This window comes from Psychrobacter sp. CX10, from assembly GCF_057621575.2.
In genome coordinates, this window is the sequence record NZ_CM177736.1 from 1442422 (window position 1) to 1467454 (window position 25033).

The window sequence follows — 25033 nt, forward strand, 5'->3', positions numbered from 1 at the left end:
TAAAGAGTATGTGTTTAACAGCACCTGTCTTTATGAAGTGCATTTGATTAAACATGTGTTTGATTATTTCTTATAAAGCTCGATAATGTGACGCGTTTCATTTAAAAAGGGCACGTCTAAAGGCAAACTTTCTACATGCCACTCATGCGTGAATTGGTTTAACTCCTCCTCAGTAGGAATTAAACCCTTCATAGCCTGCAGGCAGCCATCTTTAGCTAATCGCGGTGTAGCTGCCTCTACAAAATCAGTTAAACTTGCGAACGCTCTTGAGGTGACAACATCATACTTGTCAGTGTCATCTAAAGTATAGTTCTCAATCCTACTGGCAATGGGACTTACGTTCTTTATATTAAGCTCACTCACCAACTGCCTTATGAATCTAATCTTTTTTGAATTACTATCTAATGCCGTTACTTCTCGATGCGGCTCACAAATCGCTATAATAACACTTGGCAAACCTGCACCAGTACCTATATCAAGTAGTCTACCCGGCTTTAAATGAGGCACTATCGCCAAGCAGTCGATAATGTGCTTTATTAGCGCTTCTTTAGGTTGCTTAATAGCTGTCAAATTATAGGTTTTATTCCAAAACAGCAACTTATCTAAATATAATAACAGTGTCCAGCGCTGCTCGGTATCTAAGTTTAGATTTAATTGAGTGACGGCATCATCTAGTAGCTTCTCCAAGCGGTCTATATCATTTTTAATTACAAAAAAATCAGAGCTTGTTATCATAATTGAGATACTCTACTGCATAAGGTTATATTTGATCAACGGTATAAAAAAATCGACTATTTAAACGATACTATTTGAACAATGCTATTTAAACAATGCTATAAGCAATAAGGGACTATCTTGACACACTTGGTACAAATAAACTCTTCATATCCCTTAGGGTCAACATAACGAAGCATTATAACACGTTCAATTATTTATAAGATATCATCTCAAATTTTATGCACATTTTAAACTTTACAGTAATCGAATATGAATAAAGACATTAGCACCAATACTAATCAAACCCCTATTATTAAATCCGATATTAAGCATGAACAAGATAAGGCCACTATCGATCACATTAAAACCCAATGTGTCATTGATATAATAAAATTAAAAAAATACACTGATCCCGACATATTACCAACTACGACAGCCGATACACCAACTGTAGACCCTGCTCTTGGTCAAGACCGTGCGATTCATGCACTCCGAACTGCTATTGATATCCACGCTCAGGGTTATCATGTATTTGCAGTGGGCGAAAATGGATTAGGCAAAAGAACCTTTATTACTCAGTTTTTACAGCGTGAAGGTCGTTTACAATACCCAGCTAATCAGGATGTATGCGATTGGGTATATGTTTATAACTTTGAGAATCCTCGACGTCCCCTTGCTATTGCTCTTCCCGCTTCACATGCACCTGTGATAAAAAAAACAATACTTGAAATATGGAATTTACTCAATGATAGGTTAAAGTTCCATAAACTAAATGAACATAAGTTTAATGCCCTCAACACAGAGTCGATCCTATATCATAGTTCTGAAGATAAAGATAACCATACCCCTACTACCGACGATTTATATTCTATCGATTTTCATCCTCAGGACCCTAGCCGCATTGCGCAAGAATCGATTAAAAGTAGGTTTGATAAGTTACTTAAAACTTATAAGGATTATAATAAGCTATATAATTATCTAATTCATATTCAAAATGACATGATTAAAAATGCTGACGTAATTGCAAGTGGCGAAGATGATCGATTTATATGCGATGATTTAGAATTAATTCCTACTCGCTATGCTTTAAACATCATGGTCACTCAGACTAAACAGTGTCAAAGCCATCAAAATGGTAACTCTGATAATGTCATTTATAAAACGATATTAAGTGATTTGTTCGATAAGGACGCTGCGTCTAACGAAACGGTCTTTAATGACGCTGACTCAAGTGATACGGTCTCAAAAGAATATATTTCTTCAGAATCCTCTAAACATGCCCGTTGCGATTTGAAGTACACCAATGACAATGCGCCTATATTATTTGAACCTTACCCTAAGTTGAATAATTTAATTGGTTTTATAGGTAACTCTCTAAAGTCTGGTACAACGGTTACTAATCACATGCTGATCCAGCCAGGCGCCCTACATGAAGCGAACGGTGGGTATTTAATTATCGAAGCAGGACACTTGGCTGAACACATTGACGCATGGCGCGCTTTAAAAAGAACCCTACAATCCAGACAGGTTGAGCTTTCAAACTACCGTCAAAGCGACTTAATGGGCGGTGTCACTTTACATCCTGAACCCATACCTTTAAATGTAAAAGTAGTCATCTTAGGTGAGCCTGAACTATACGATCAGTTTTCTGAAATTGATGCTGAGTTCAATACCACCTTTAAGATTAGAGCAGACTTCCATGATGAGCTTTCAAGAGATTCTGATAATGAAATAGCTATGTCTTCAAAAATGGCGGATATAATCCATAAATATCATCTAAAGCATTTTGACGCGGCTGCACAAGCCACCATACTTGAATATTTAAGCTTATTAAGCGAAAATCAAAACAAATTGAGCTTGCACTCAGATCATCTGATACAACTTATGCTTGAATCCAATCGTATCTCTGATCAGCGAAACACAGTGTTAGTTGAATACAGTCATGTCAAAAAAGCCATTGATGATAAGGACTACCGGTCCGATTATTTAAAAGAGCTGTATTTGCAAGAGATAACGGATGGTCAACAGCTGATAAATACAAAAGGCTATGCGGTGGGTCAAATTAATGCGTTAACTATTGTAGATTATGCCAATAGTGAGTTTGGCATGCCCGCTTTATTAACCGCGGTATTACAAAATAGTACTGGATCAGGTGATATATTAGATATCGAACGTGATGTCGAGCTTGGCGGCAGCTTACATGCCAAAGGCATGCTTATCATGAACAGTTACTTACGTGCTCTGTTTAGCCCTTATGAGCCCTTAAACTTTACCGCATCACTAGCCTTTGAACAAAGTTATGCACATATTGATGGTGATAGTGCTACCTTGTCTGAGGCGTGTGCCTTATTATCTGCATTGTCTGATGTTTCTATTTCTCAATCGCTGGCGATAACTGGCTCTATGAATCAGTTAGGAAGAGTACAAGCGGTTGGTGGTATTAATACAAAAATAGCAGGGTTTTATGATGCTTGCTTGCATCAAGGCCTGACGGGCACGCAAGGGGTGATTATACCATCAGCAAATATCACTCAACTGATGCTAAGAGATGATATTATACAATCTGTAAAAGAGGAAGAATTCATCTTATATGCGGTTGATACTTTAAGTGAAGCACTGACTATTTTATCGGAAAAGCTAGTAGACCACGTAAATAAAAAAGGTCGTTATAGAAAATCAACTTTATTTGGTAGAGTGATTAAAAATCTAAAAAAATGGGAAGATCAACTCAATCCACCAGATAGTATGCAAGATGAACTCAACTTAAAACCAAATATAGACTCAAATAGCGATGCGAATAAAAATTAAAATAGCAATTCAAATAACAGTATGATTACCAATACGAATAACTATTATGAAGATTTAGATTAAAATAAAGTTCAAGACTATCAGTACAGATGTTAAGTTAATAACTTATTTTTAGCATTCTACTGAGTTCGCAAACTATACATAATGGCTGATATTATTATGACAAAGGACGGCTCTAGTAACAGTACAGCGACAACCGCAAGACAATGGGAACTGCTTAATCTTTTAGAACGTGGAAATTGGCGCGGCACTCATCATTTGCATGAGCAGCTGAGCCTAGCCAATTTTGATGTGAGCCTTCGCACCGTACAGCGCGATCTAAATGCTTTATCAAAACGCTTTCCGATAGAAAAAAATAATGCCAATCCTCAAGGTTGGCGCTGGAAAGAAGACGCACCTGTGCAAAGCTTGCCGCATATGAACCTATCGCAAGCCGTTGCTTTTAATATGGTTGAGGCAAACCTATTACAGCTTTTACCCCCTGCGATTTTAGATGAGTTATTCCCTTGGTTCGACCTTGCCAGAAGACAACTTAAGGACAGTAAGGTCTCACATAACTGGCTTGATAGAGTCCGTATAGAACCCGCCACCCAGCCCTTAATCGCCCCTGAGATGTGCCGCGAATGTAAAGATGCTATCTATCAAGCAATATTTTATGAGCGTCAAATCATGGCTCTTTATACGCGCCGTGATAAAGAAGAACCCGGAATATACTATCTAAACCCCATTGCCATTGTTCAACGCGGAGTGGTTATTTACTTATTGGCAACCAAAGTCAAAGATCAAGAAGAGATTATAAGAACCTTTGCACTACACCGTTTTATTGAAGTCACAATTGAGGATGCTAAACCTGCTATCATTCCAAAAGACTTTGAACTCTCAACGTATCTTGATTCTGGTGGGATGGGGTTTGCGTATTATTTGTTCAATGATTTACCCAATCATGGTAAAAACACCAAAATCAAGCTTGTGTTTGATGGTAAGGCGGGTACAAGCTTAACTGAAAGCAGATTGAGTCAAGATCAGGAAGTGTATGAAGATGACTCTAATAACACTCAGACCATAACGGCAACGATTAACCTTACCTCACAGCTTGTTTGGTGGTTACGCGGATTTGGTAAAAAGTTGATTCATATTGAGCCAAAAATTTTATCACATGCTGTTAAACAAGATAATCCTATCAAGGCGGACAAAGCTAATAAAGTAGATAAATCTGATAAAACGCTTTAAATACTATATACATACTTTCTATTAAGAGTTAATTGTATAGTGATATACTCTTTTGATTCAAACCATAAGGTATAATTAAGAATTGTTTCTAACAATTATTTCAAAACCTAACTTTATTCTCATTTCTACGACCATATTAGGGAGTTTTACTTGGACGCTTCAAACCCCACCCTAAACACCATTAAAAGTGTCAAACCGCAGCATACTTCTGATCCAAATCTTATGGTTAATAAACCTCAGGCTGATGGAGTAACAGTTGATAAACCGATAGAACCCGCTACTGATCTCTCTACAGATATGGCTGATGGAAAACCTACTGAAACTTTAATAGACACGCATAATACTTCAAGCTTATTATGCGAATTACCTATCCATAACAGCACGTTGTTGTTTGGATTAAATTTTAAAAATACCAAAGTTGCCAAGTCTGGTATCCTTAATAAAATCAAAGGTAAAACAGAGAACATGGATTTGGATTTATCGTGTTTGGTTTTTGATAAAGAATTAAAAATTTTAGATACGATATGGTTTAAAAAATTACGTGATGTCTCAGGGGCTATACGCCACCAGGGGGACAGTTTGAATGGTAATGATAGAGGCGATGCTGCAAAGCTTGATCGTAATATAGATGTTGAAACTATTGAGCTGCGCTTATCTAGGCTTGGCAGCGCTGCCACACATATTGCGTTTGTTGTCTCGTCTTATAAGAACCATGCCTTAAATAAAATCGATCGAGGCAATATTTATATCAGTGATGATGAAGGTAATGAGATATATTCCTATGACCTCAAACTGCTTGTATCAAGCAAAGTCGCTCTGTGCGTGGCATTACTAAGTCGCGAATTTGATGATTGGAGATTCACGATAAAGAATATGCCTTTAAGTAGCGCTGATATGGATAACATTGAGAATCAGGTGCATGCAGAGCTTATAAGATTATATGGGGTTTAAGTTAAATTAGTTGTTCAATCTTATTTGGTCAATCTTAATTGGGCAATTATGTATATGCTCGACGCTATAAATGCTCGCCACAATGAGGGCAATAGTTCTTTTTGTCGATTTCCGCTATTTTAAACTCATACTCTTGATCTCGTAATAGCTGGGTTATAACTTCTTCGGCTTGGTCTTTATCTAGCCCAACTTCCCGTCTCAAGCGTTCAATTTGATACTTGTCTTTAATTAAGTCAATATATTCATCTTCAATTAACATCTCCTTAAAGCGCTGTTCAAGAAGCTCACGGCGTTGTTCGAGTTCTGATGCCAAACCAGAGGCTAAAATACCCGCAGGTAACGCGGCTAAACCTACCCCCAATATCGTGATAACGGAACCTAAGAACTTACCCAGTGTGGTAACAGGAATTACATCACCGTAGCCTACCGTGGTTAATGTTACAACCGCCCACCACATAGATTTTGGTATAGACTCAAATACCTCAGGCTGTGCTTGGTTTTCTACCACATATATGCCACTTGAAGCCGTTACTATCATAATGATTAAAATAAAAACAACCGCTTTAAACGATTCTTTCTCTTTACTCAATACCACCAATAAAATTCTCATCGCTGTGAAATAGCGGGTTAATTTTAAGAGTCTAAATAATCTTAAAACACGTAAGAATCGTAAATCGACAGTAACGAAGAAGTTTATAAATGCAGGTAAGATAGATATGATGTCAATAATAGCGCCAGGACTACGTATCCAGATCCATCTTTTGCGCCAATTTGATAAATTTGGATCAGCATCACCACCTTTTTCCTCAACTACAGACCATAGTCGTAATAAGTACTCCATAGTAAAAATAGCAATAGAGAACTGTTCGAATACTTCAAAAAAATGTTGATGCGGGAAATAAATTCGGTCCACTGATTCTGCAATTACTGCCGATACATTGAGTAATATCAATAATATTAGAAACTTGTCTACATATTTACTTAATGGAGTTTGATAAGCATCATTTTCAATAATATCGTAAACGGACTCTCTAAATTGTTGATATAGTTTGTTATTTATCATATTGATATTTGGCTTATCTATTTTTAGAGTTAATAATTATGTGGGTAAAGCTGGTAACGTTAATTACTTAATGAAATAAACGTTACATTATCAAGTTGAAACTATTTAATAATAAATATCATTCATTTTATTATAGAGTAGCCTTAGAGTTTTTACTAATTTATGACATAAAAACCCTAACCGCCAATAGCGATTAGGGTCATGATAAAAGAACTTTAATATCGATCAGTTTAATAATTATAGGCTGACGTAAAAACATTTAGGATAGTTAAATTTAGTAATTTTACTTTTATAGGTTAACTCATATATAGCTTTATTGATAAAGCCATAATTTAATCACTAAAATCTTCTACCTACTGACCAGTACTGCTATTTATATCATTACAATAATATGCGTCTAGGATCTGAAAGTAAGCTTGCGATGTATCTAGTAAAAACTGCAGCATCTGCACCATTAATGACTCTATGATCATAAGATAAAGACAGAGGTAGCATCAGACGCGGTTTGAATTTCTGCTTATCATCGTTCCAGCGAGGCTGCATAGTCGCTTCAGATATACCCATAATACCAACTTGTGGCCAGTTCACCAAAGGCGTAAAGTAAGTGCCGCCAAGATTACCTTGGCTAGATATAGTAAAGCTTGCACCTTGCAACTCTTTCGCCGTTAATTTTTTATCACGTGCTTTTACAGCTAATTCGCCAATTTCAACGGCAATTTGTTTAATGCCTTTAGTTTGCGCATCTTTGATAACAGGCACTATGAGACCATCATCCGTTGCCACTGCCAGACCCATATTAACGGTTTTTCTAATATGAATCTGTGTGTTGTCATCACTTAGATGACTATTAAACTTAGGATGCTGCATTAACGCATAAGCAGTAGCTTTAACAATGAATGCAAGAATAGTAAGCCCAATTCCTTCTGCCTTAAACTCAGCTTTGAGCGATTTACGCAGTTTTTCAGTTTCAGTAATATCAGATAAATCAAACTGTGTCACTTGCGGCAAGTACGTATTGTAGGTTAACTGAGGTATTGAGACTTTTTGCAAGCGGCTTAAGTCTATGGTTTCAATTTCGCCCCAAATCTCCTCCCTACTCATATCAGGAAGCTTAGGCAAAGCCGAACTCTCACGGCTTAATGAAGATTTCGAACCGGTATCATTCGTATCGACCATATGCGTTTTCACATAATTAAATAGATCTTCCTTAACGATACGATCATTAAGAGCAGATCCTTCAATTTGTGTGATATCAACGCCTAACTGACGGGCCAATTTACGCACAGCTGGACCCGCATACACATCTGTTAATTTAGCATTCACCTCTGATTCGCTCAATTTATGCGAACCACCCGATCTAGTGCCTTTATCAGTGCCAGAAGTATTTGTGCTAGAAAACGTCTTAACCTCTTTGTTCTTAGACGTTGAGTCACCATAGCCTAATTGAGTAGGCTTAGAGTTCGCATCAGCTGCTTGGTCTAAATCAGAACCTCCCTTTTTATCGCTCTCTTTTGCAGTTTCTTTGGAGGATGGTTTAGAAGATTCTTTTGAAGATAATTCATTGTCATCAGCAGCGCTGCCCCTTACTTTTATAACAATATAATCTTGTCCATTTGAGACACTATCGCCATCCGCTATTAGAATCTCTTCCACAGTGCCAGAAGCGGGTGAAGGCACTTCTACAGACGCCTTATCAGATTCAATTAGTAGTAAAGATTGTTCAGACTCTACAGAGTCACCAACACTGACCATAATTTCTGCAACGTCGGCTTCCTCTACACCTAAATCGGGTAAAGCAAAAGTTTTACTTTCAGACTGATCTTGCAGTGATGACTCTGAAACGGTTTCATTACTATCATTCACATCTGACATTGTGTTATGAGTACTTTTTGAGCCTTTATTTTGCTTATCAACTTTATCTTCAGTGTCATTTATTGAGTCATTTTCATTACTATTGAAATCACTATTGTCATTGATATCTTTAGAGTCAGCCTCAGAGTCTGAGTCAGCACTTTCTTCTAATTCTATTAGAACACTACCTTCACTGACTGAGTCACCTTCTGACACTAAAACTTGTGTTACTTTACCAGCTGTTGTACTTGGTACTTCAACTGCTGCTTTATCCGACTCAAGCAAAAGTATATGATCATCAACTTCAATAACATCACCAACTGATACATATATTTCACTTACCTCGGCGCTTTCAACACCTAAATCTGGGGTTTTAATTTCCATGTCTTATCTCCAGCGTAATCATTATTATTCCAGCCTATTGGTATAATTATTTAAATAGCTTCATTTATCATCATCCAATAACTCAGCGTCCGCTAGATCTTCAGCTTTACCCTCGTTATCAATCTCATCATCGTCTTCTTCTACCAAATCAGGAACTGGATTAGGATTCACTTCGTCTTCATCAGGTGCAGGCGCATCAGGGAAATGATCGTACTGAGGCTGAGGCTGCCATGCTGGAGGCTGGTCAACATCAATGCCTAAGCTTGTAATAGCATCTTTAACCAAACGCATATCTACTTCACCTTCATCTGCTAAGCATTTCAAGGTAGCTACGACGATATGTTCAGCATTGACATGGAAAAAACTACGTAAATTTTCACGCGTATCAGAACGACCAAACCCATCCGTTCCTAAGGTAGTGTATGGACGATTATCAGGCAACCATCCTCTTATTTGCTCTGAGAAATTGCGCATATAGTCTGTCGCTGCGACCACAACGCCTTCATGTTTGGCTAATTGCTCAGTGACCCAAGGTACTTTTTCCTCTTCCATTGGATGCAATCGGTTATAGTCATCACATGCCATACCTTCACGTGTTAATTCATTAAAGCTCGTAACACTCCAAACATTGGCACTGATATTAAACTCATCTAACAAAATACGTGCAGCTTTCTGTACTTCTCGCAATATGACACCCGACCCTAATAGCTGAACATGGGTTCGTGCATTTTCAGTGCTATTGTCTTCAAGCAAATACATACCGCGCTTAATGCCCTCTTCTACGCCCTCAGGCATAGCAGGATGTTCATAATTCTCATTCATTAGGGTTATGTAGTAATACACTCGTTCACCTTCAGCGTACATGCGGCGCAGTCCATCATGAATGATGACTGCAAGCTCATAACCAAAACATGGGTCATAGGACACGCAGTTAGGTACGGTGCTAAATAATATATGAGAATGACCGTCTTGATGCTGCAAACCTTCACCATTCAATGTCGTTCTACCCGCCGTTCCCCCTAATAAGAAACCTTGAGCTTGGCAATCACCCGCGGCCCAAGCAAGGTCGCCCACACGTTGGAAACCAAACATGGAGTAATAAATATATAAAGGAATCATAGGTAGAGCATTAATAGAGTAACTGGTTGCTAACGCAATCCATGCACTCATCGCGCCAGCTTCGTTAATGCCTTCTTCTAGCATGTGACCATTTTTAGCTTCCCGATAGCCCATTAAAGCATCATTGTCCTCTGGGGTGTATTTTTGCCCGACAGAAGAGTAAATACCAAGCTGACGGAACATACCTTCAAGACCAAATGTTCGCGCCTCATCAGGAACAATAGGCACAACTCTGTCTTGAATGTTTTTGTTTTTAAGCATCATACCCAATAAGCGTACAAACACCATGGTCGTAGATTGCTCTTTACCATTACTCCCTTTAAGTACTCTGTCAAACATTGACAACTCTGGAATGTCTAAGGGAATATGCCCACTACGCCGATTAGGTAGATGTCCGCCCAAAGCTTCACGGCGTCCACGTAGGTATTTCATTTCAGCAGAGTCTTCATCAGGACGATAAAAAGGTAGGGACTCTAAATCTTCATCTGTAAAGGGCAGATGAAATCTATCTCTAAAGTACATTAACCCTTCTTGATCAAGCTTTTTAATCTGATGCGCTTTGTTGACCGCTTGAGCTTGGGACGAAAGACCATATCCTTTCACAGTTTTAACCAATACTACGGTAGGCTGACCTTGAGTTTTCATTGCTTCACTAAAGGCGGCATAGACTTTAATAGGATCATGGCCACCGCGGTTTAGACGTCTGATATCATCATCTGTTAGATATTTGTCTGCCATCTCTTTGAGTTCAGGATATTTCCCAAAAAATGCCTCACGAACAAATCCGCCATCACGGGTTTCATATAATTGATACTCGCCATCGACCACTTCTTCCATACGTTTTTTGAGAGCTCCTGACTCATCTTTATCTAATAGACTATCCCAGCGGCCACCCCATATAACTTTAATAACTCGCCAGCCCGCGCCTCTAAATACAGATTCAAGCTCTTGTATGATTTTGCCATTACCACGAACAGGACCATCTAGACGCTGCAAATTACAGTTGATGACCCAGATTAAATTATCTAGACGTTCTCGTCCTGCAAGTGAAATTGCCCCTAAGCTTTCAGGCTCATCCGTTTCACCATCACCTAAGAAAGTCCATATTTTACGACCTTCCTCTTTTAAAAGACCACGGTTAATTAAATATTTATGTACGTGCGCGTGGTAGATAGACATAATGGGACCCAGGCCCATCGAAACCGTTGGGAATTGCCAATAGTCAGGCATTAAATAAGGATGCGGATAACTTGATAACCCTTTGCCGTCTGCTTCACGTCTAAAATTAACGACCTGCTCTTTAGTTAGACGTCCTTCTAAATAGGATCTGGCATAGATACCTGGCGCCGAATGACCTTGGTAATACACCATATCCCCACCAAAATGATCACTCGCTGCTCTAAAGAAGTGATTAAACCCTGTCTCATACAAGGTCGCACTAGATGCGAAAGTTGCTAAGTGGCCACCGAGATCATCTTCATTTTGGTTGGCGCGCATCACCATTGCTAATGCGTTGTAACGTATTAAAGCTCTGATATTACGCTCAATAGACAAATCCCCTGGATAAATAGGTTCGTCTTCAACAGGTATGGTGTTTAAATATGCAGTATCAAGGCGGTTAAAAGGTAATCCTTCTTGAACCGCCATGTTATATAACGCTTTTAATAAAAACTGTGCACGGTCTTTATCAGCATGCTTGATAACAGATTCAAAAGCATCAAGCCACTCTTGGGTTTCGTTGCTATCAACATCGTTATAATAATTCATAATTAAAATTCCTTGGCTTATATTATTTGCTCGCCTTTATATTAGTTAGGCACAAGTTAAGTTGGGTTAAAGGTCACAAATTAATTTTTTTATAAGATAGTTTTTTAAACTAATTTATTTTTAGTTGGTTCTTCTAAGTCAATTACCTATTAATGTGTATAGTGCTTAAAGTCGAGTTTATATCGAGTGATAATAATCGTTGATTAAATCTCTGCTAATATACTTAAGTTCTAATTTAAGACCATTTATATTTAACTACTTCTAATCCTTTCACATTTATAACTCTATAAATTTATACTATATTCACCTAGACCCTTTAATAAGTATAAACTTACCTATCTCAAGGTTGAGTTAACAGTTGTAATTCGTTATTAGTATAACGTCAAATATTGAAGCAATGCTATCAACCCATAGAAATGATAAAAAGTTATTCATTTATTTAAGAAATAATGAAAATTTATTGTAATTATAAAAAAGTTAGATGTAATTGTATTAACTTTGCGCTAATATTTAATGACAATAATTTAAATATGAATAAATTTAACTTTAAATTTACAGCAGATGATTCATTAATGGGTTTGTATTGGTAATGGCATAAAACTTACGTATTATTGAAGACTAAATTATTCGAGCTTTTATAAAATTACAAGGCAACCTAATGCAAATACTAATGGGTCGGCTAAGCGAGGTTAACAGAATAACTTTTAGTAACCTCGCTCCGACTATATATGTTCGCGGCTATAGATAATAATTTCATAAAGATTTGGCATATTAATAAAACAAGTTTAATAATATGCTAAATGAGGATGTGAAATACATCAAAAAGGAGTTTTTTTGTTGCATAGATATCTTACGATGGACAAATTTGAACACATTAATTCAACTATAAATAGTCAATTTCTATATAGATGTATGGCACTTACTATTGGTGTTGTTTTTTCTAATGCTGCTTATTCAGTTGAAGCATTAGATATGGTCATCACCGCGAAAAAACTGGTTGAAAATGCCGAGGGAAAAATGGTGTATGTGCCAGTACGAACTGCAAACGTTGGTGCCATTATTCAATACAAAGCAACTTATCAAAACACACACAATCATGCTCTAAGGAACACCTCCGTAACAATACCTATTCCTACCAATACTGAATTCACAGGTCATGCTTTTCCACCAAGTGCGCAAGGCTCCATAGATTATCGAAACTATATGGACATACCTTTAATGAGACGTGTGGATGGCAAACTTGAGGAAACACCATTTTCAGACTACAAATCTCTACGATGGAACATAAAATATATTCCTCCTCGTAAGTGCGTCGATGTCGCTTTTAACACAATCGTTAAATAGAACGTCCTATTTAAAACTATAATTAACCATAGAACATACAACAAATGGATAAATTAAGTATTTGAATCGAAGCTATTTAAAAACAGCTGTTAATCAAAACAATAGTTAATTATATCTACAGCCAAATTGAACAACTGCCAAATAAGTCAATAAGCCAAACTTTTAAATCGTACTAACTGTATTTGAATACTATTTGAGTCGGGCATATTGAGTCAGGCTTATTATGTATCTAAACGATGTTCTAATTTTAAGTAATCCTCTGATTGCATTTCAAGCAAACGAGATCGCGTTCTTTCAATTTCAAAAGCTAGCTTTTCACCGTCATAAAGCTCTAAAATTGATTGCTCCGCTCTTACCAACAACTTAACGCGGCGATCATAAAACTCATCAACCATATAAATAAATCGGCGTGTCGGATCTCGTAGTAAATCGTTTAAAGCCGGTACATTATCAACCAATACAGTTGAAAAATTATTGGCAATCTCGATAAAGTCATTCGCAGAACGCGGCGCCATACATAACTGTCTAAAGTCACAAAATAAGACGGTTTTTGTACGTGCATTGATCGTAATTTGACGCCCATTAATTTCTATAGGATCTTCTGAGATTTTTTGATTATTCGCTATTGAGGTAAAGCGGTTTGCAAGCCAGTGACTATTTTCTTTAGTAAGAGGACTGACATATAGTTCAGCTTGTTGCAATAGTCGTAGTCGATAATCAATACCTGAATCAATATTCATTACTGTGGTGTGTTTTTCAAGCTCATGCACCGCTGGCATAAAGCGGTCACGATGAAGTCCATCTTTATATAGTCCAGATGGTTCAATATTAGACGTTGCAACTAAGGTTATGCCACGTTTAAACAGCATGGTAAACAAATCGCCCAAAATCATCGCGTCAGAGACATTTGATACAAAAAATTCATCAAAGCATATAAGAACTGCCTCGCCGTGAATAATGTCTGCAACCTTTTCAAGTGGGTCACTACTTCCTTGCAGTTTATTAAGCTCTTTATGCACTCTTTGCATAAAATGATGAAAATGCATGCGCATTTTTCGCTCTATAGGTACAGCTTCAAAAAACATATCCATCATCCATGTTTTTCCCCGCCCTACCCCGCCCCACATATATAGCCCTTTGGGCGGAGTTGGCGCAGATTTAAACAGTCCAAATAATCCTTTTTTCTCGCCTGAATTCTCTATGAGCTTGTTATACACCTCATCAAGATATTCCATAGCCTCTTGTTGGATTGGATCATGATTAAATTCATCGGTGGCAACGGCAGCTTTATATCTCTCTAATGGGGATTTATTCATGGTTAAATTACCGTAATTTTTTTAAGTAGTAAAAGTAAAATATTCAGTATGCCCTTGATAGGTGCAGCTATGGGGTATATCGGGCATGGCGTTCTAATAAGTCTTTGATATCAGTCAATTGACCGTGGAAAAAATGACTGGCCCCTTTAATAACATACGTTTGAATTTCCTTATTATCAGCAAATTTCTGCATGATATCGGGGTCAATGACATCATCTGCATCGCCATAAATTTGGATGGTTTTTTTAGTTGGTAACATAACATCTGATGCATCATTATTTTCTACCGATGGTGCCATCAAGACGACCTTAATAAGCGTCATATCACTTAGCCCCCAAATATGCGGCGTGACCATCATTTGCTCAGCAACTCTAGCGGCAACATAACCCCCAAAGGAAAACCCACCCAGCCATAATTTACGGGCAGATGTCTTAGAATACGCCCACTGCAATACAGCCATGGCATCTTCAATCTCACCTTTAGCAAAGTCATGTTCACCAGTTGATTTACCCGTGCCCCTGAAGTTAAACCTTATGACGTGCATTCCCTCATCACGAGCAAAGTTAAACATTGTCGTCACTACTTTATTCTTCATAGTGCCCCCAAAACGAGGGTTTGGATGACATAAAAGGGCAATTACCTTTGTGTCTGGGTCATTAGGATTATTATTTTGCCACAAAGCTTCTACTTCTAATTGACCTACTGGCCCTGCAATAAGTTCTCTTTTAATTTTATTTGTCATAATATCGGTTACTTGAATGATTTAAATTTAAAGCCAACTATATTACCAAAGCTTTAGATTAGGAATGGTTACTCACTGTTACTGGTACAAGTTTATAAAAACCTATTTACTATTAAGTGATGTATCATCGAAAATATTTATTCGAAACTATGCTGCATTAATAATTCAACACTATTTATATAAATAAAACTCTATGCCATATTATAATAATGGCATTAAGCTGATTTTAACTCAACATTGAGGTATTTATGACTATGATATATGAATTTAAGCATACGATTGCAACATTAAAACTTCCTGCGATAGCGGTTTGCATCACTCTTTTATTATCTGGCTGTCAATCGACACCCTCAGCTCCAGTGATACAACGTGCTAATTCTACATTTGAAACGACTGGTATAGGTCAAACTAAAGTTAAAGCGCAAGAACATGCATTAGATAGTGCTAAAAAAACGTGCCGTTCACGCCAAGCTATCATCGTTGAAGACGATCTAAAATACAATGGTGTATTCGATGAACGCACGGGTCGTATGATTGATCTAGTTGGCGCGATAGCGGGCGTAGTTTTAGGAACTGGCAAAACCGATTTATCTCGTGATGATGATTATGAATATACCATTACGTTTCGTTGCCAATAACAGTTTATAGTTAGTAAATAATACGAATTATTAGCTGTTTAATGCTATAAGCTGTTTAAACGTTGCAGCTATTAATAAGTAACAGCTCTTTATAAGCAGTTAATTGTTCGTAGCTAAATTTAAATAGCTGCTACTTACACATAGAATCTTTGCAGTGATACTACTCTATTAGCGTCTTGGATCAAAGGCGTCTCTTAAAGCTTCACCAATAAATATTAGTAAAGACAACACAATGGTTAGGCTAAAAAATGCAGATAATGCCAACCACGGGGCATCCAAATTGTTTTTACCTTGAGTCATCAATTCACCAAGAGAGGGCGACCCTGGCGGTAATCCATACCCTAAGAAGTCTAATGAAGTTAAGGCGATGATGTTTGCTGTTAGAATAAAGGGCAACTGTGATAAACTTGAAGCCAATGCATTAGGTAGAATATGCCTTAACATGATCCGATAGTCTGAAACTCCCAAATTACGCGCCGCTCTTACATAATCAAAGTTTCTTGCTCTTAAGAACTCTGCCCGAACCAGTCCGACTAAGCTCATCCAACCGAACAATAACATCAATCCAAAGAGCACCCACATACTGGGGCTGAATAAACTGACTAATATTATTATCATAAACAGTTGCGGCAAGCCTGCCCACACTTCCATAAAACGTTGACCTATTAAATCAATCCAGCCACCAAAATAACCTTGTAATGCTCCGACCATTATCCCTATCAACGAACCAACAACGGTCAGTGCAATGCCAAATAATAGCGAAATGCGTAATCCATACAGTATACGTGCTAATACATCACGCCCTGTGTCATCAGTCCCTAGCCAGTTTTGCGCATTAGGCGGGGCGGGATATGGCAGTGCTATTTCAACGCTTGGCGTTTGATCTGCAAACTCGATGGGCGGCATAATCATGAAACCATTGGATTCAATCAATGATTGCACGGCTGGGTCTTTATAATTCGCTTCGGTTTCAAATACACCGCCAAACTCAGTTTCTGGATAGGCGCTCAATACAGGAAAATAAAGTTGACCGTCGTATGAAACTATCAAAGGTTTGTCATTGGCAACAAAGTTTGCGCCCATACATATAATGAATATTGCCATAAACAAACTAAGCGCAATCATCCCTAATCTATTTTTCTTAAAGCGCTCCAAACGTGCCTGCCATATAGGACTTAACATGCTAGGTTTTATCGTTGCATTATCGACATACTGCGCACGCTGTTCTTCTGAAACTGTTTGCATCTATCGGCCCTCAAAATCTATACGAGGATCTATGAGGCGATAGCTAATATCACTTATCAACTGCAATAACAGACCTACTAAAGTAAAGATGAACAATGTACCAAAGATAACGGGATAATCACGTTGCTGAATAGCTTCAAAGCTTAACAGTCCTAAACCATCAAGTTTGAATATAATTTCAATTAAGAAGTTACCGGTGAAGAATATGCCGACAATTGCGGCAGGTATCCCTGCAATGATGATGAGCATGGCATTTCTAAATACATGGCCATATAGTACTTGGTTATTACTTAAACCTTTGGCGCGTGCGGTGAGAACATATTGTTTTGAAAGCTCTTCCATAAAGCTAAACTTAGTCAAATAAGTTAACCCCGCAAAGCCGCCTACCGTACTCGCTATAAGTGGTAACGTTAAATGCCAAAAATAATCTTTTATTTTATTTAATAAACTAAGTTGATCAAAATTCTCGGAAACCAGTCCTTGGAGCGGAAATATTTGCAAGTAGCTACCCCCTGCAAAGAACACCAGCAATATCACCCCAAACACAAAGACAGGTATAGCGTGACCAATTGCCAATAACAAGGCAGTTGCTTTATCGATACCTGACCCATTGCGCATGGCTTTAAAAATACCTAAAGGTATTGCAATCAGATAGATAAGCAGGGTACTCCAAAGACCTAAAGATATGGAGACAGGTAATTTATCAATAATAAGCTCTGTTACGGGTTTGCCTTTAAAAAATGAGTCACCAAAATCAAGTTTGGCGTAATTAGTAAGCATAAGCCAGAAGCGTTCCGGTGCAGATTTATCAAAACCATATTGCGCTTTAATAGCCGCTACCATGTCATCAGACAGCCCTCTTGAACCGCGATAGCTATTGCTCTCAAGAACATTATTGCCGCTCATAGCTGAGGTTGAGGACTCACCCGTAAAATTGGCATTTTCTATTTGTGCAATTTGCTGTTCAACGGGGCCACCTGGCGCAGCTTGTACCAAAATAAAATTGGTTAACAAAATCAAAAATAAAGTAGGGACGATTAGCAGTAATCTTTTCAGTATGTATTGACCCATTTACTCTATTTCCTTGACCAACTATTCTATGCAACACTTATTGAGTTAACAACATTTAAGAGCTGAAAGTAAAACTTATTCATTGAATTATTAATTGGTAATAGGCTAAACATTCAACATTTAAAAGTTATCTTTTAAAGACCTAAGTGCACTAAATACTGTAAAAGGTTTTGAATCTGGTAAGACCTGATATGTCTTAACGCCTTCGATGACGCTTTCTTTATCGACTCTTAAAAATACGTTAACATCACGTTCATGATCGAGTGTGACAGGTAATGAGGGTTTGCCAGCTGCAATGAGCTCATTAACTTCATCTAAAGTTTGTTGCATAAATTTATTATTGGGTTCGATACTCAGTCCAAACTTTAAATTTGCCGCTGTGTATTCATGTGCAGGATAAAACAACGTCTCATCTGGCAGCTTATCAAAACGTTTAAAGCTTTCAAACAACTGATCAATCGTACCTGTAAATACGCGTCCGCATCCAGCACTAAACAAAGTATCCCCGCAGAATACATGTTTTTCTTCATCTTTTTCAAGAATATAAGCAAGGTGGCTTTTAGTATGCCCAGGAACTGCCCAAACTTTAGCAGTGAATCCCCATACGGTTACTGAACTGCCCTCCTTTACAACTTGGTCAGGCTTAATTTCGTGATCAGATCCAGCAACTACATGAGTCATGGGATAAAACTCACGTAGCTCAGCCACGCCCCCAATATGATCTGCATGATGATGGGTAATCCAAATGGCCGTTAATTCTAGATCGTAGTCGTCTAGATATTTGGCAACTGGCTCGGCTTGACCTGGATCAATAACAATCGCTTGTTTATTGGAATCATTGACCAATGCCCAAATGTAATTATCTTCAAACGCTTTAATGGGCGTAATAATGATGCTCATAGAGTATCCTATTAAATTTATAATCTTTATACGTAGTTATTGTTCAGATCAATTAATTTAAGACTAGAGATTTTAGCATATGCGAAAATTTAAGTAATTGCTTAAAACTTCTAAAGGGTTAAATATTTTAATTACCTATAAACCCAACACGGTTTATAAATGTCTATTTATAACAAACACTCTATATAGCAAAAACGCCATGAACAAGCCCGCTTTATAATTAATACGCTTTATAATTTATACGCTTAATAAATAATATGCTTTAAAACAAACACAATTTACAGCAAACTCTATTAATTTAAATAATTTTCAATATTCTTCTCAGCTGTTTTATCTATCCACCAATAATCCAAACCTATAGCATTGTCTGGTAACTTATCCACATGACGATACTTATCCCAATAGGCAACTCGGGTTAGCGTTGTACCGTACATTGGTACCATGTAATAGCCACCACGTAGCAACCTATCTAACACTTTGGTATAAAGCACGATCTCATCACGACTGTCAGCATAAGTGAGCTTAGCTATAATATCATCTATGGCTTCATTTTTAATACCGCTATAATTACGGTTTCCTTGTTCGTCTGCTGCCGCACTACCCCACAAATAGCTTTGTTCACTACCTGGTGACAAACTTTGCGGGAAGCTACTCATAATCATATCATAATCAAAACGCCGCAAGCGCTCTAAGTACTGAGGCATATCAACTAATCTTAAAGAAGCATCAAAACCCAGTCTTTTCAAATTGCGAATATAGGGTAACAAAACTCGGCTCATGTTACTGTCGGTCATAAGTATTTCTAATTTGGCAGTCGTGCCATTAGGCTGATAAAGCTTCATGTTTTCATAATAAAAGCCTGCGTCTAGTAACTTTGCGCGTGCTTCTAGTAATGCCTTTCGGTGATAGCCTTTACCATCTGACTCCTCCAGTTGCCATTCATTTAATACCGCTTGTTTTTGAAATTTTTTAAGCGTTGGCAGTAGCGGTTTAAGCACGGCATACTCTGAATCACTCGGTTTACCTGTTGCTGCCAGCTCTGAACCATGAAAATAACTTTGTAAACGCTCGTATTGACCGAAAAATAAAGTCTTATTCATCAGCTCAAAATCTAGAGCTTTAGTTAACGCTTGACGCACTCGAATATCTTTAAATACATCTCGGCGTAAATTCATAACAATGCCCTGCATCACAACAGGGTTCATAGAGGCTATCTCTTCTTTTTTAATAAGCCCAGCTTTAGCAGCTGGAAAATCATAGGCCGTTACCCATCTTCTGGCAGAATTCTCTTCACGAAAGGTATATTGACCGACCTTGAATCCTTCAAGTGCGGTCTCATTTCCCCCATAATAAATGTATTTGATGATATCAAAGTTAAAACGGCCTATATTTGCCATCACTTGATAGCCCCAATAGTTGGGGTCGCGCTTAAAAACCACACTTTGACCTTCGTTGATACGCTCAAGCTGATAAGGCCCACTTCCCATCAATGGTGTTAATGATAAAGTTTCGAAGTCTTGATCGACTGACGCCTTTTTAAAAACTGGAAATTGACCCACGGTCAGTAAAACTTCTTTATTATCATCATTTTTAAAGTTAAATTTTACTCGGTGCTCATCAAGCGATTCTACGCTATCAATAGCAGATAGATAACTTCTAACTTGCATCAGCCCTTTATTCAATAAAGCATCAAAGGTTGCTTCAACATCTTGTGCAGTAACAGGAGAACCATCCCAAAATTTGGCTTTAGGATGAATATGATATACCACCCAGCTGGTATCCTCAGGATCATAAGTAACCTTTTGAGCAAGCTGCGGGTACATCACAAAAGATTCATCTAATGAGCCAGTCATGAGCGTATCGTATAAGTATTCGGTACCCCGCATGGCGATGCCCGTCGTCATCCACGGATTTGCACTATTAAATGTACCAAATGCACTTAGAGATAACGTCCCACCCTTTGGCGCTAAAGGGTTGGCATAAGGAAGATGTGGCGCAGTAACATATTGAGCCTCACTATTATGTGCTAACGCTTCAACCGTAATCGGTTCAGCACTCGATGGCGCTGCACACAAAGTCACTGCACTAAGGACAGCACTTATCAAAACTTTGTTTGAGAACCAATCAATTTTTTTAATTCTCACTAAATGCTCCAAAAACGGGGGTTCATTCTAATCTCAATTGATCTTAATAGCTCAGCATCATAAGATTATTAATAATGCTTTTTAGCAAATTTAATCATGAAATCACATAGTGCTTCTACTGACTCAAGGCTTACAGCATTATAAAGGCTTGCACGCATGCCACCCACATCTCTATGACCTTTGAGATTCAATAAATTATTGGAAGCTGCTTCTTGTAGAAATAGCGCATCAAGTTCACTATTTAGAAGCTGGAAAGGAATGTTCATGATTGAACGATACCTAGTATCTACCTCGTTGATATAAAAATCATGAGTATCAATGGTGTGATAAAGAAGCTTTGATTTTTCACGATTAATTTGGGCCATTGCTTCCAAACCGCCTTGTTCTTCGAGCCATTTAAATACAAGCCCTGCTAGATACCACGAATAAGTGGCTGGTGTATTGAGCATGGAGTCTTTATTAGCTTGGTTCTCATAATCTAATAAGGCAGGACACCAGTCGCTAGCTTGACCTATTAAATCTTCTCGAACAATCACGATGACTAAACCCGCAGGACCAATATTTTTTTGCGCCCCTGCATAAATAAGCCCAAACTTTGAAACATCAACAGGTTCAGATAAAATACAAGAAGACATATCGACTACTAACGGTGCACTCACATTAGGAGGATCAAATATTTGAACGCCGTGAATCGTTTCGTTAGCGCAGTAGTGAAAATATTGAGCATTATTACTTAATTTCCAGTCTTGAGTATCTGGTACTGTAGTATAGTTACTGTCTATGCTGCTGGCCACTTCATTCACTTGCCCAAGTCCCAACGCACTATAGCGTTTAGCTTCTTTTATGGCTTTCATTGACCACGAACCTGTCGTCAAATAATCAGCGTAGCCATCACCCCATTTACCTTGCATTAAATTGAGTGGAATCGCAGAGAACTGAAGCGTCGCTCCACCTTGCAAAAACAAAACCTTATAGTTATCGGGTATCTGCATTAACCGGCGCAAGCTCTGTTCAGCTTGTTCAGCTACCTCAACATACTCTTTACTTCGATGGCTCATCTCCATAATTGACACACCTTTACCGTGCCAATCTATAAGTTCATTTTGCGCGGTTAATAACACTTCTGTTGGAAGCGCTGCTGGACCAGCACAAAAATTGTGCGCACGTTGAGAGCTTTTTAATGAGCTATCTAATGAGCTGTTAATAGTAGATTTTAGATTTCTCGATTTATCGTTTGTCATATGCTGCTAACTCTATTAAGGTGAAATTATGGTTTAGGGCGTGGCCCTAATAACTGACATTTTAATAAATTATCGTACATTCAAGTTCTAAGCTATCTATTTAACTATTCTAAAGCTATACCATTAAGAATTGATAAATTGCCAAAACTTTTTTTTATTCTCACCATCCTCAACCATATCTTTAAGGTAAGGACCCTGAGTTATTCCTTCAATTTCAATACAATCAGGTAGCGCAGTCGCTGCTATAACCTTATTATCATCAGTTTGAGACAGTTTGAAAATAAACCCTGCAACACTTGCGTTGGCCGCTTCTTTATCAGTAATCCCTTCACAAATTGGGAATTTTTGACTCTGTTGAGTGACAGACAATGAAGACGTTATATTCTCCCATAATTGCGACAACTGAGTTTCTCTTATTTCAGCATTATCAGCCAATATGATATTGCCTTTATAATTGACACCAACAACCTCAAAAGGTGCCACTTGTGACAAACTCATTTCTTCTACAAACGGTGCCACCGAAGTGCGTGAAACAGGGGTGTCAAAGGTTTTAGGAGCATCAAGGGTATCAGTTGTCTCTATTGATCTAAGCGTTAGACTTTGAGAATCAGTTTTATCCGTGACTTCTTGAGAAGAATCAGGATTTAATATAGGCGAGCTTGTTATGCTTGAGTGATGATCACTTTCTGAGTTAGTCTCTGTAGCTATTTGGTTAGAATATAGGTTAGGTTGAGTAGGCTTTTCATCCGTAGCGCTATCTAAATTAGGAGCGCTAGAATTATAATGGTTTGCTATCAGAGCATCTGATAGCTGTGCATCTAATGGCTGTGCATCTGATGGCTGAAAATCCGAAATAAGTGAATCTACATCAACAAATTGCGTAGTTGAGGTAGTACTCGCCCAAACATCAATGCCCATCAATACCAATATGTGGCGTTGTTGAGCAATTAATGGCGATATGCGAGCGCCATGAGCATCGTCATGGTGATACTCATTTTTAGTAACTGTATCTTTAGTATATTCAGTTATCTTCATAGGGTTGGCAAGCGTTTTGACTAACAGTTATTAATAGTTGTATTTAAGATATAGTCAGCAAAATACTAAACGGTTACGATGTTAACCTCGCTCGCCCTACTATAGTAGTACTTGCACTCGGTTGATTGGTAACCATTTTAGATTTAATTGTCTATTGATGCACTATCTATTAGATATACTTTTTTAGTTTAACAAATTTGATTGGATTAAACGATATAAACGATGTCATTTATAGTTTAGATTAAAGTAAGTACATATTGAACTGGTTATGGTTTAAATATGTACCGATTGAAGGACTTATTAAAAAGACCAAGTTCAATTCAAATTGAGCTTGGTCTTCTTCTTTAGTGAGACTAATAAAACAAAACTAGGGCGAGTCTTTAAGTGGAATATGTGGCTAAAAATGAAGACACGCCCTCGCATTAGTTCAATATTATTGAGCCTCAGCAGTGGCTACGTTTTTATCCCATATCTTAGGATATTTATAGCCAGGGAATGTTGAATGCGCATACGCTTTAAATTTATCAGAGTTGTAGGCATCAGTGACATCTTTTAACCACTTAGCATCTTTATCTTCCGCTTTAACTGCTGACCAATTGACATACGCGAAGCTTTTTTCTTGGAATAGCGCATCGGTTAGATCAATACCCGCGTCGGTCGCATAGTTACCATTGATGACAGCAAAGTCTACTTCATCACGAGCTCGCGGTAATTGGGCAGCTTCAAGCTCTATGATATCGATATTTAGGGGATTGGTAGCAATATCAGATTTTGAAGCGGTTAGCGGGTCAATATCATCCTTTAAGGTTATCCAGCCCAAATCATCCATCATCACTAACGCACGGGCAAAATTACTCGGATCATTAGGTGCTGACACTGTCATACCTTCATAAGTATCGTCTAAGCTGGATTTTTTACCAGTATATATACCTAAAGGCGCTGTAGGTACTTGGAATACTTCAACCAAATCTAGGTTGTTCTCTGCAGCAAAGGTGTCAAGATAGGGTTTATGTTGAAAAACATTTATGTCTAAATCGCCTTCAGCTAATGCTAAGTTTGGACGCACATAGTCGGTAAATGTAGTCAACTTCACGGTATAGCCCTGTGCCTCAAGATCAACTTTGATTTGAGTACGTACCATATCTGCAAAATCGCCTTCTGTTGTACCAATAACGATGGTTGTTTTTTCTGTATTCACACCATCTACATTGGCCGCTTCTTCGGTAGCATTGTCACTACACCCGATTAATACCATAGCAGACATACCTGCTATTACAGCTGATAAATAGATACGTTTACGAATAGCACTTAACTGCATTTTAAATCCTTAAGTTTATGATTTGATTACTCTAATTTAATATGACGCTATATTAACTTAAAAGTTGCTTATTACCTATGACTAAACTCATGATAATTTTTAACGATCATATGAGTATTTTTCACTAAAAAATCAAATACTTTTTAATG

At 37.9% G+C, this 25033-nt stretch carries 18 protein-coding genes; 5 read left to right on the forward strand and 13 right to left on the reverse strand.

The window, feature by feature from the left end:
• Nucleotides 1-63 precede the first annotated feature (63 nt).
• A complete protein-coding gene (gene rsmG, locus AC21OH_RS05865; protein WP_487371271.1) occupies nt 64-735 on the reverse strand; it encodes a 16S rRNA (guanine(527)-N(7))-methyltransferase RsmG in 672 nt (223 codons plus the stop codon).
• Between the two features lie 252 nt (nt 736-987).
• Here rsmG and AC21OH_RS05870 point away from each other — a divergent pair, with 252 nt between their 5' ends.
• From AC21OH_RS05870 to AC21OH_RS05880, 3 genes are all read left to right on the forward strand, one after another.
• Entirely contained in the window at nt 988-3525 is a 2538-nt protein-coding gene (locus AC21OH_RS05870; RefSeq protein ID WP_487371272.1) for a Lon protease family protein, read from the forward strand.
• A 159-nt stretch (nt 3526-3684) separates the two neighbouring features.
• Entirely contained in the window at nt 3685-4755 is a 1071-nt protein-coding gene (locus AC21OH_RS05875) for a helix-turn-helix transcriptional regulator (RefSeq protein ID WP_487371273.1), read from the forward strand.
• A gap of 150 nt (nt 4756-4905) precedes the next feature.
• Nucleotides 4906-5706, forward strand: coding sequence for a TerD family protein (locus AC21OH_RS05880; protein WP_487371274.1), 801 nt, complete (start codon nt 4906-4908; stop codon nt 5704-5706).
• Between the two features lie 64 nt (nt 5707-5770).
• On the opposite strand, the gene AC21OH_RS05885 is transcribed toward AC21OH_RS05880, so the two are convergent.
• The 3 genes from AC21OH_RS05885 to aceE form a co-directional block, all read right to left on the reverse strand.
• Nucleotides 5771-6769 (reverse strand): ion transporter, encoded by a 999-nt coding sequence (locus AC21OH_RS05885; RefSeq protein WP_487371275.1) that lies wholly within the window; start codon nt 6767-6769, stop codon nt 5771-5773.
• 381 nt (nt 6770-7150) lie between these two features.
• Nucleotides 7151-9004: a 2-oxo acid dehydrogenase subunit E2 gene (locus tag AC21OH_RS05890; protein WP_487371276.1), complete on the reverse strand. Its 1854-nt coding sequence runs from the start codon at nt 9002-9004 to the stop codon at nt 7151-7153.
• Between the two features lie 60 nt (nt 9005-9064).
• Complete coding sequence (aceE, locus tag AC21OH_RS05895) at nt 9065-11890, reverse strand: pyruvate dehydrogenase (acetyl-transferring), homodimeric type (RefSeq protein WP_487371277.1); 2826 nt, start codon at nt 11888-11890, stop codon at nt 9065-9067.
• An 834-nt stretch (nt 11891-12724) separates the two neighbouring features.
• Between aceE and AC21OH_RS05900 the strand changes: the two genes are divergently transcribed.
• Nucleotides 12725-13234, forward strand: coding sequence for a hypothetical protein (locus AC21OH_RS05900; RefSeq protein WP_487371226.1), 510 nt, complete (start codon nt 12725-12727; stop codon nt 13232-13234).
• Nucleotides 13235-13455: 221 nt separating this feature from the next.
• Here AC21OH_RS05900 and zapE read toward each other — a convergent pair whose 3' ends face one another.
• Together zapE and AC21OH_RS05910 are read right to left on the reverse strand one after the other, a co-directional pair.
• Nucleotides 13456-14550: a cell division protein ZapE gene (gene zapE / locus AC21OH_RS05905; protein WP_486535840.1), complete on the reverse strand. Its 1095-nt coding sequence runs from the start codon at nt 14548-14550 to the stop codon at nt 13456-13458.
• 67 nt (nt 14551-14617) lie between these two features.
• A complete protein-coding gene (locus tag AC21OH_RS05910) occupies nt 14618-15292 on the reverse strand; it encodes an alpha/beta hydrolase (RefSeq protein WP_487371227.1) in 675 nt (224 codons plus the stop codon).
• Between the two features lie 248 nt (nt 15293-15540).
• Here AC21OH_RS05910 and AC21OH_RS05915 point away from each other — a divergent pair, with 248 nt between their 5' ends.
• Nucleotides 15541-15930 (forward strand): hypothetical protein, encoded by a 390-nt coding sequence (locus AC21OH_RS05915; RefSeq protein ID WP_487371228.1) that lies wholly within the window; start codon nt 15541-15543, stop codon nt 15928-15930.
• Between the two features lie 168 nt (nt 15931-16098).
• Here the strand turns inward: AC21OH_RS05915 and AC21OH_RS05920 are convergent, their stop codons facing one another.
• From AC21OH_RS05920 to AC21OH_RS05950, 7 genes are all read right to left on the reverse strand, one after another.
• Nucleotides 16099-17112: an ABC transporter permease gene (locus AC21OH_RS05920; RefSeq protein ID WP_487371245.1), complete on the reverse strand. Its 1014-nt coding sequence runs from the start codon at nt 17110-17112 to the stop codon at nt 16099-16101.
• A gap of 63 nt (nt 17113-17175) precedes the next feature.
• Nucleotides 17176-18246 (reverse strand): microcin C ABC transporter permease YejB, encoded by a 1071-nt coding sequence (locus AC21OH_RS05925; protein ID WP_487371229.1) that lies wholly within the window; start codon nt 18244-18246, stop codon nt 17176-17178.
• Nucleotides 18247-18366: 120 nt separating this feature from the next.
• On the reverse strand, nt 18367-19146 hold the full coding sequence (gloB, locus tag AC21OH_RS05930; protein WP_487371230.1) for a hydroxyacylglutathione hydrolase: 780 nt from the start codon (nt 19144-19146) through the stop codon (nt 18367-18369).
• A 293-nt stretch (nt 19147-19439) separates the two neighbouring features.
• Nucleotides 19440-21290 (reverse strand): extracellular solute-binding protein, encoded by a 1851-nt coding sequence (locus tag AC21OH_RS05935; protein WP_487371231.1) that lies wholly within the window; start codon nt 21288-21290, stop codon nt 19440-19442.
• A 68-nt stretch (nt 21291-21358) separates the two neighbouring features.
• Entirely contained in the window at nt 21359-22531 is a 1173-nt protein-coding gene (gene serC / locus AC21OH_RS05940; RefSeq protein ID WP_487371232.1) for a 3-phosphoserine/phosphohydroxythreonine transaminase, read from the reverse strand.
• A 123-nt stretch (nt 22532-22654) separates the two neighbouring features.
• Nucleotides 22655-23566 (reverse strand): hypothetical protein, encoded by a 912-nt coding sequence (locus AC21OH_RS05945; protein ID WP_487371233.1) that lies wholly within the window; start codon nt 23564-23566, stop codon nt 22655-22657.
• Nucleotides 23567-23999: 433 nt separating this feature from the next.
• The gene (locus AC21OH_RS05950; RefSeq protein WP_487371234.1) at nt 24000-24884 is read right to left on the reverse strand and encodes a MetQ/NlpA family ABC transporter substrate-binding protein; all 885 of its coding nucleotides are present in this window, start codon (nt 24882-24884) and stop codon (nt 24000-24002) included.
• Nucleotides 24885-25033 lie beyond the last annotated feature (149 nt).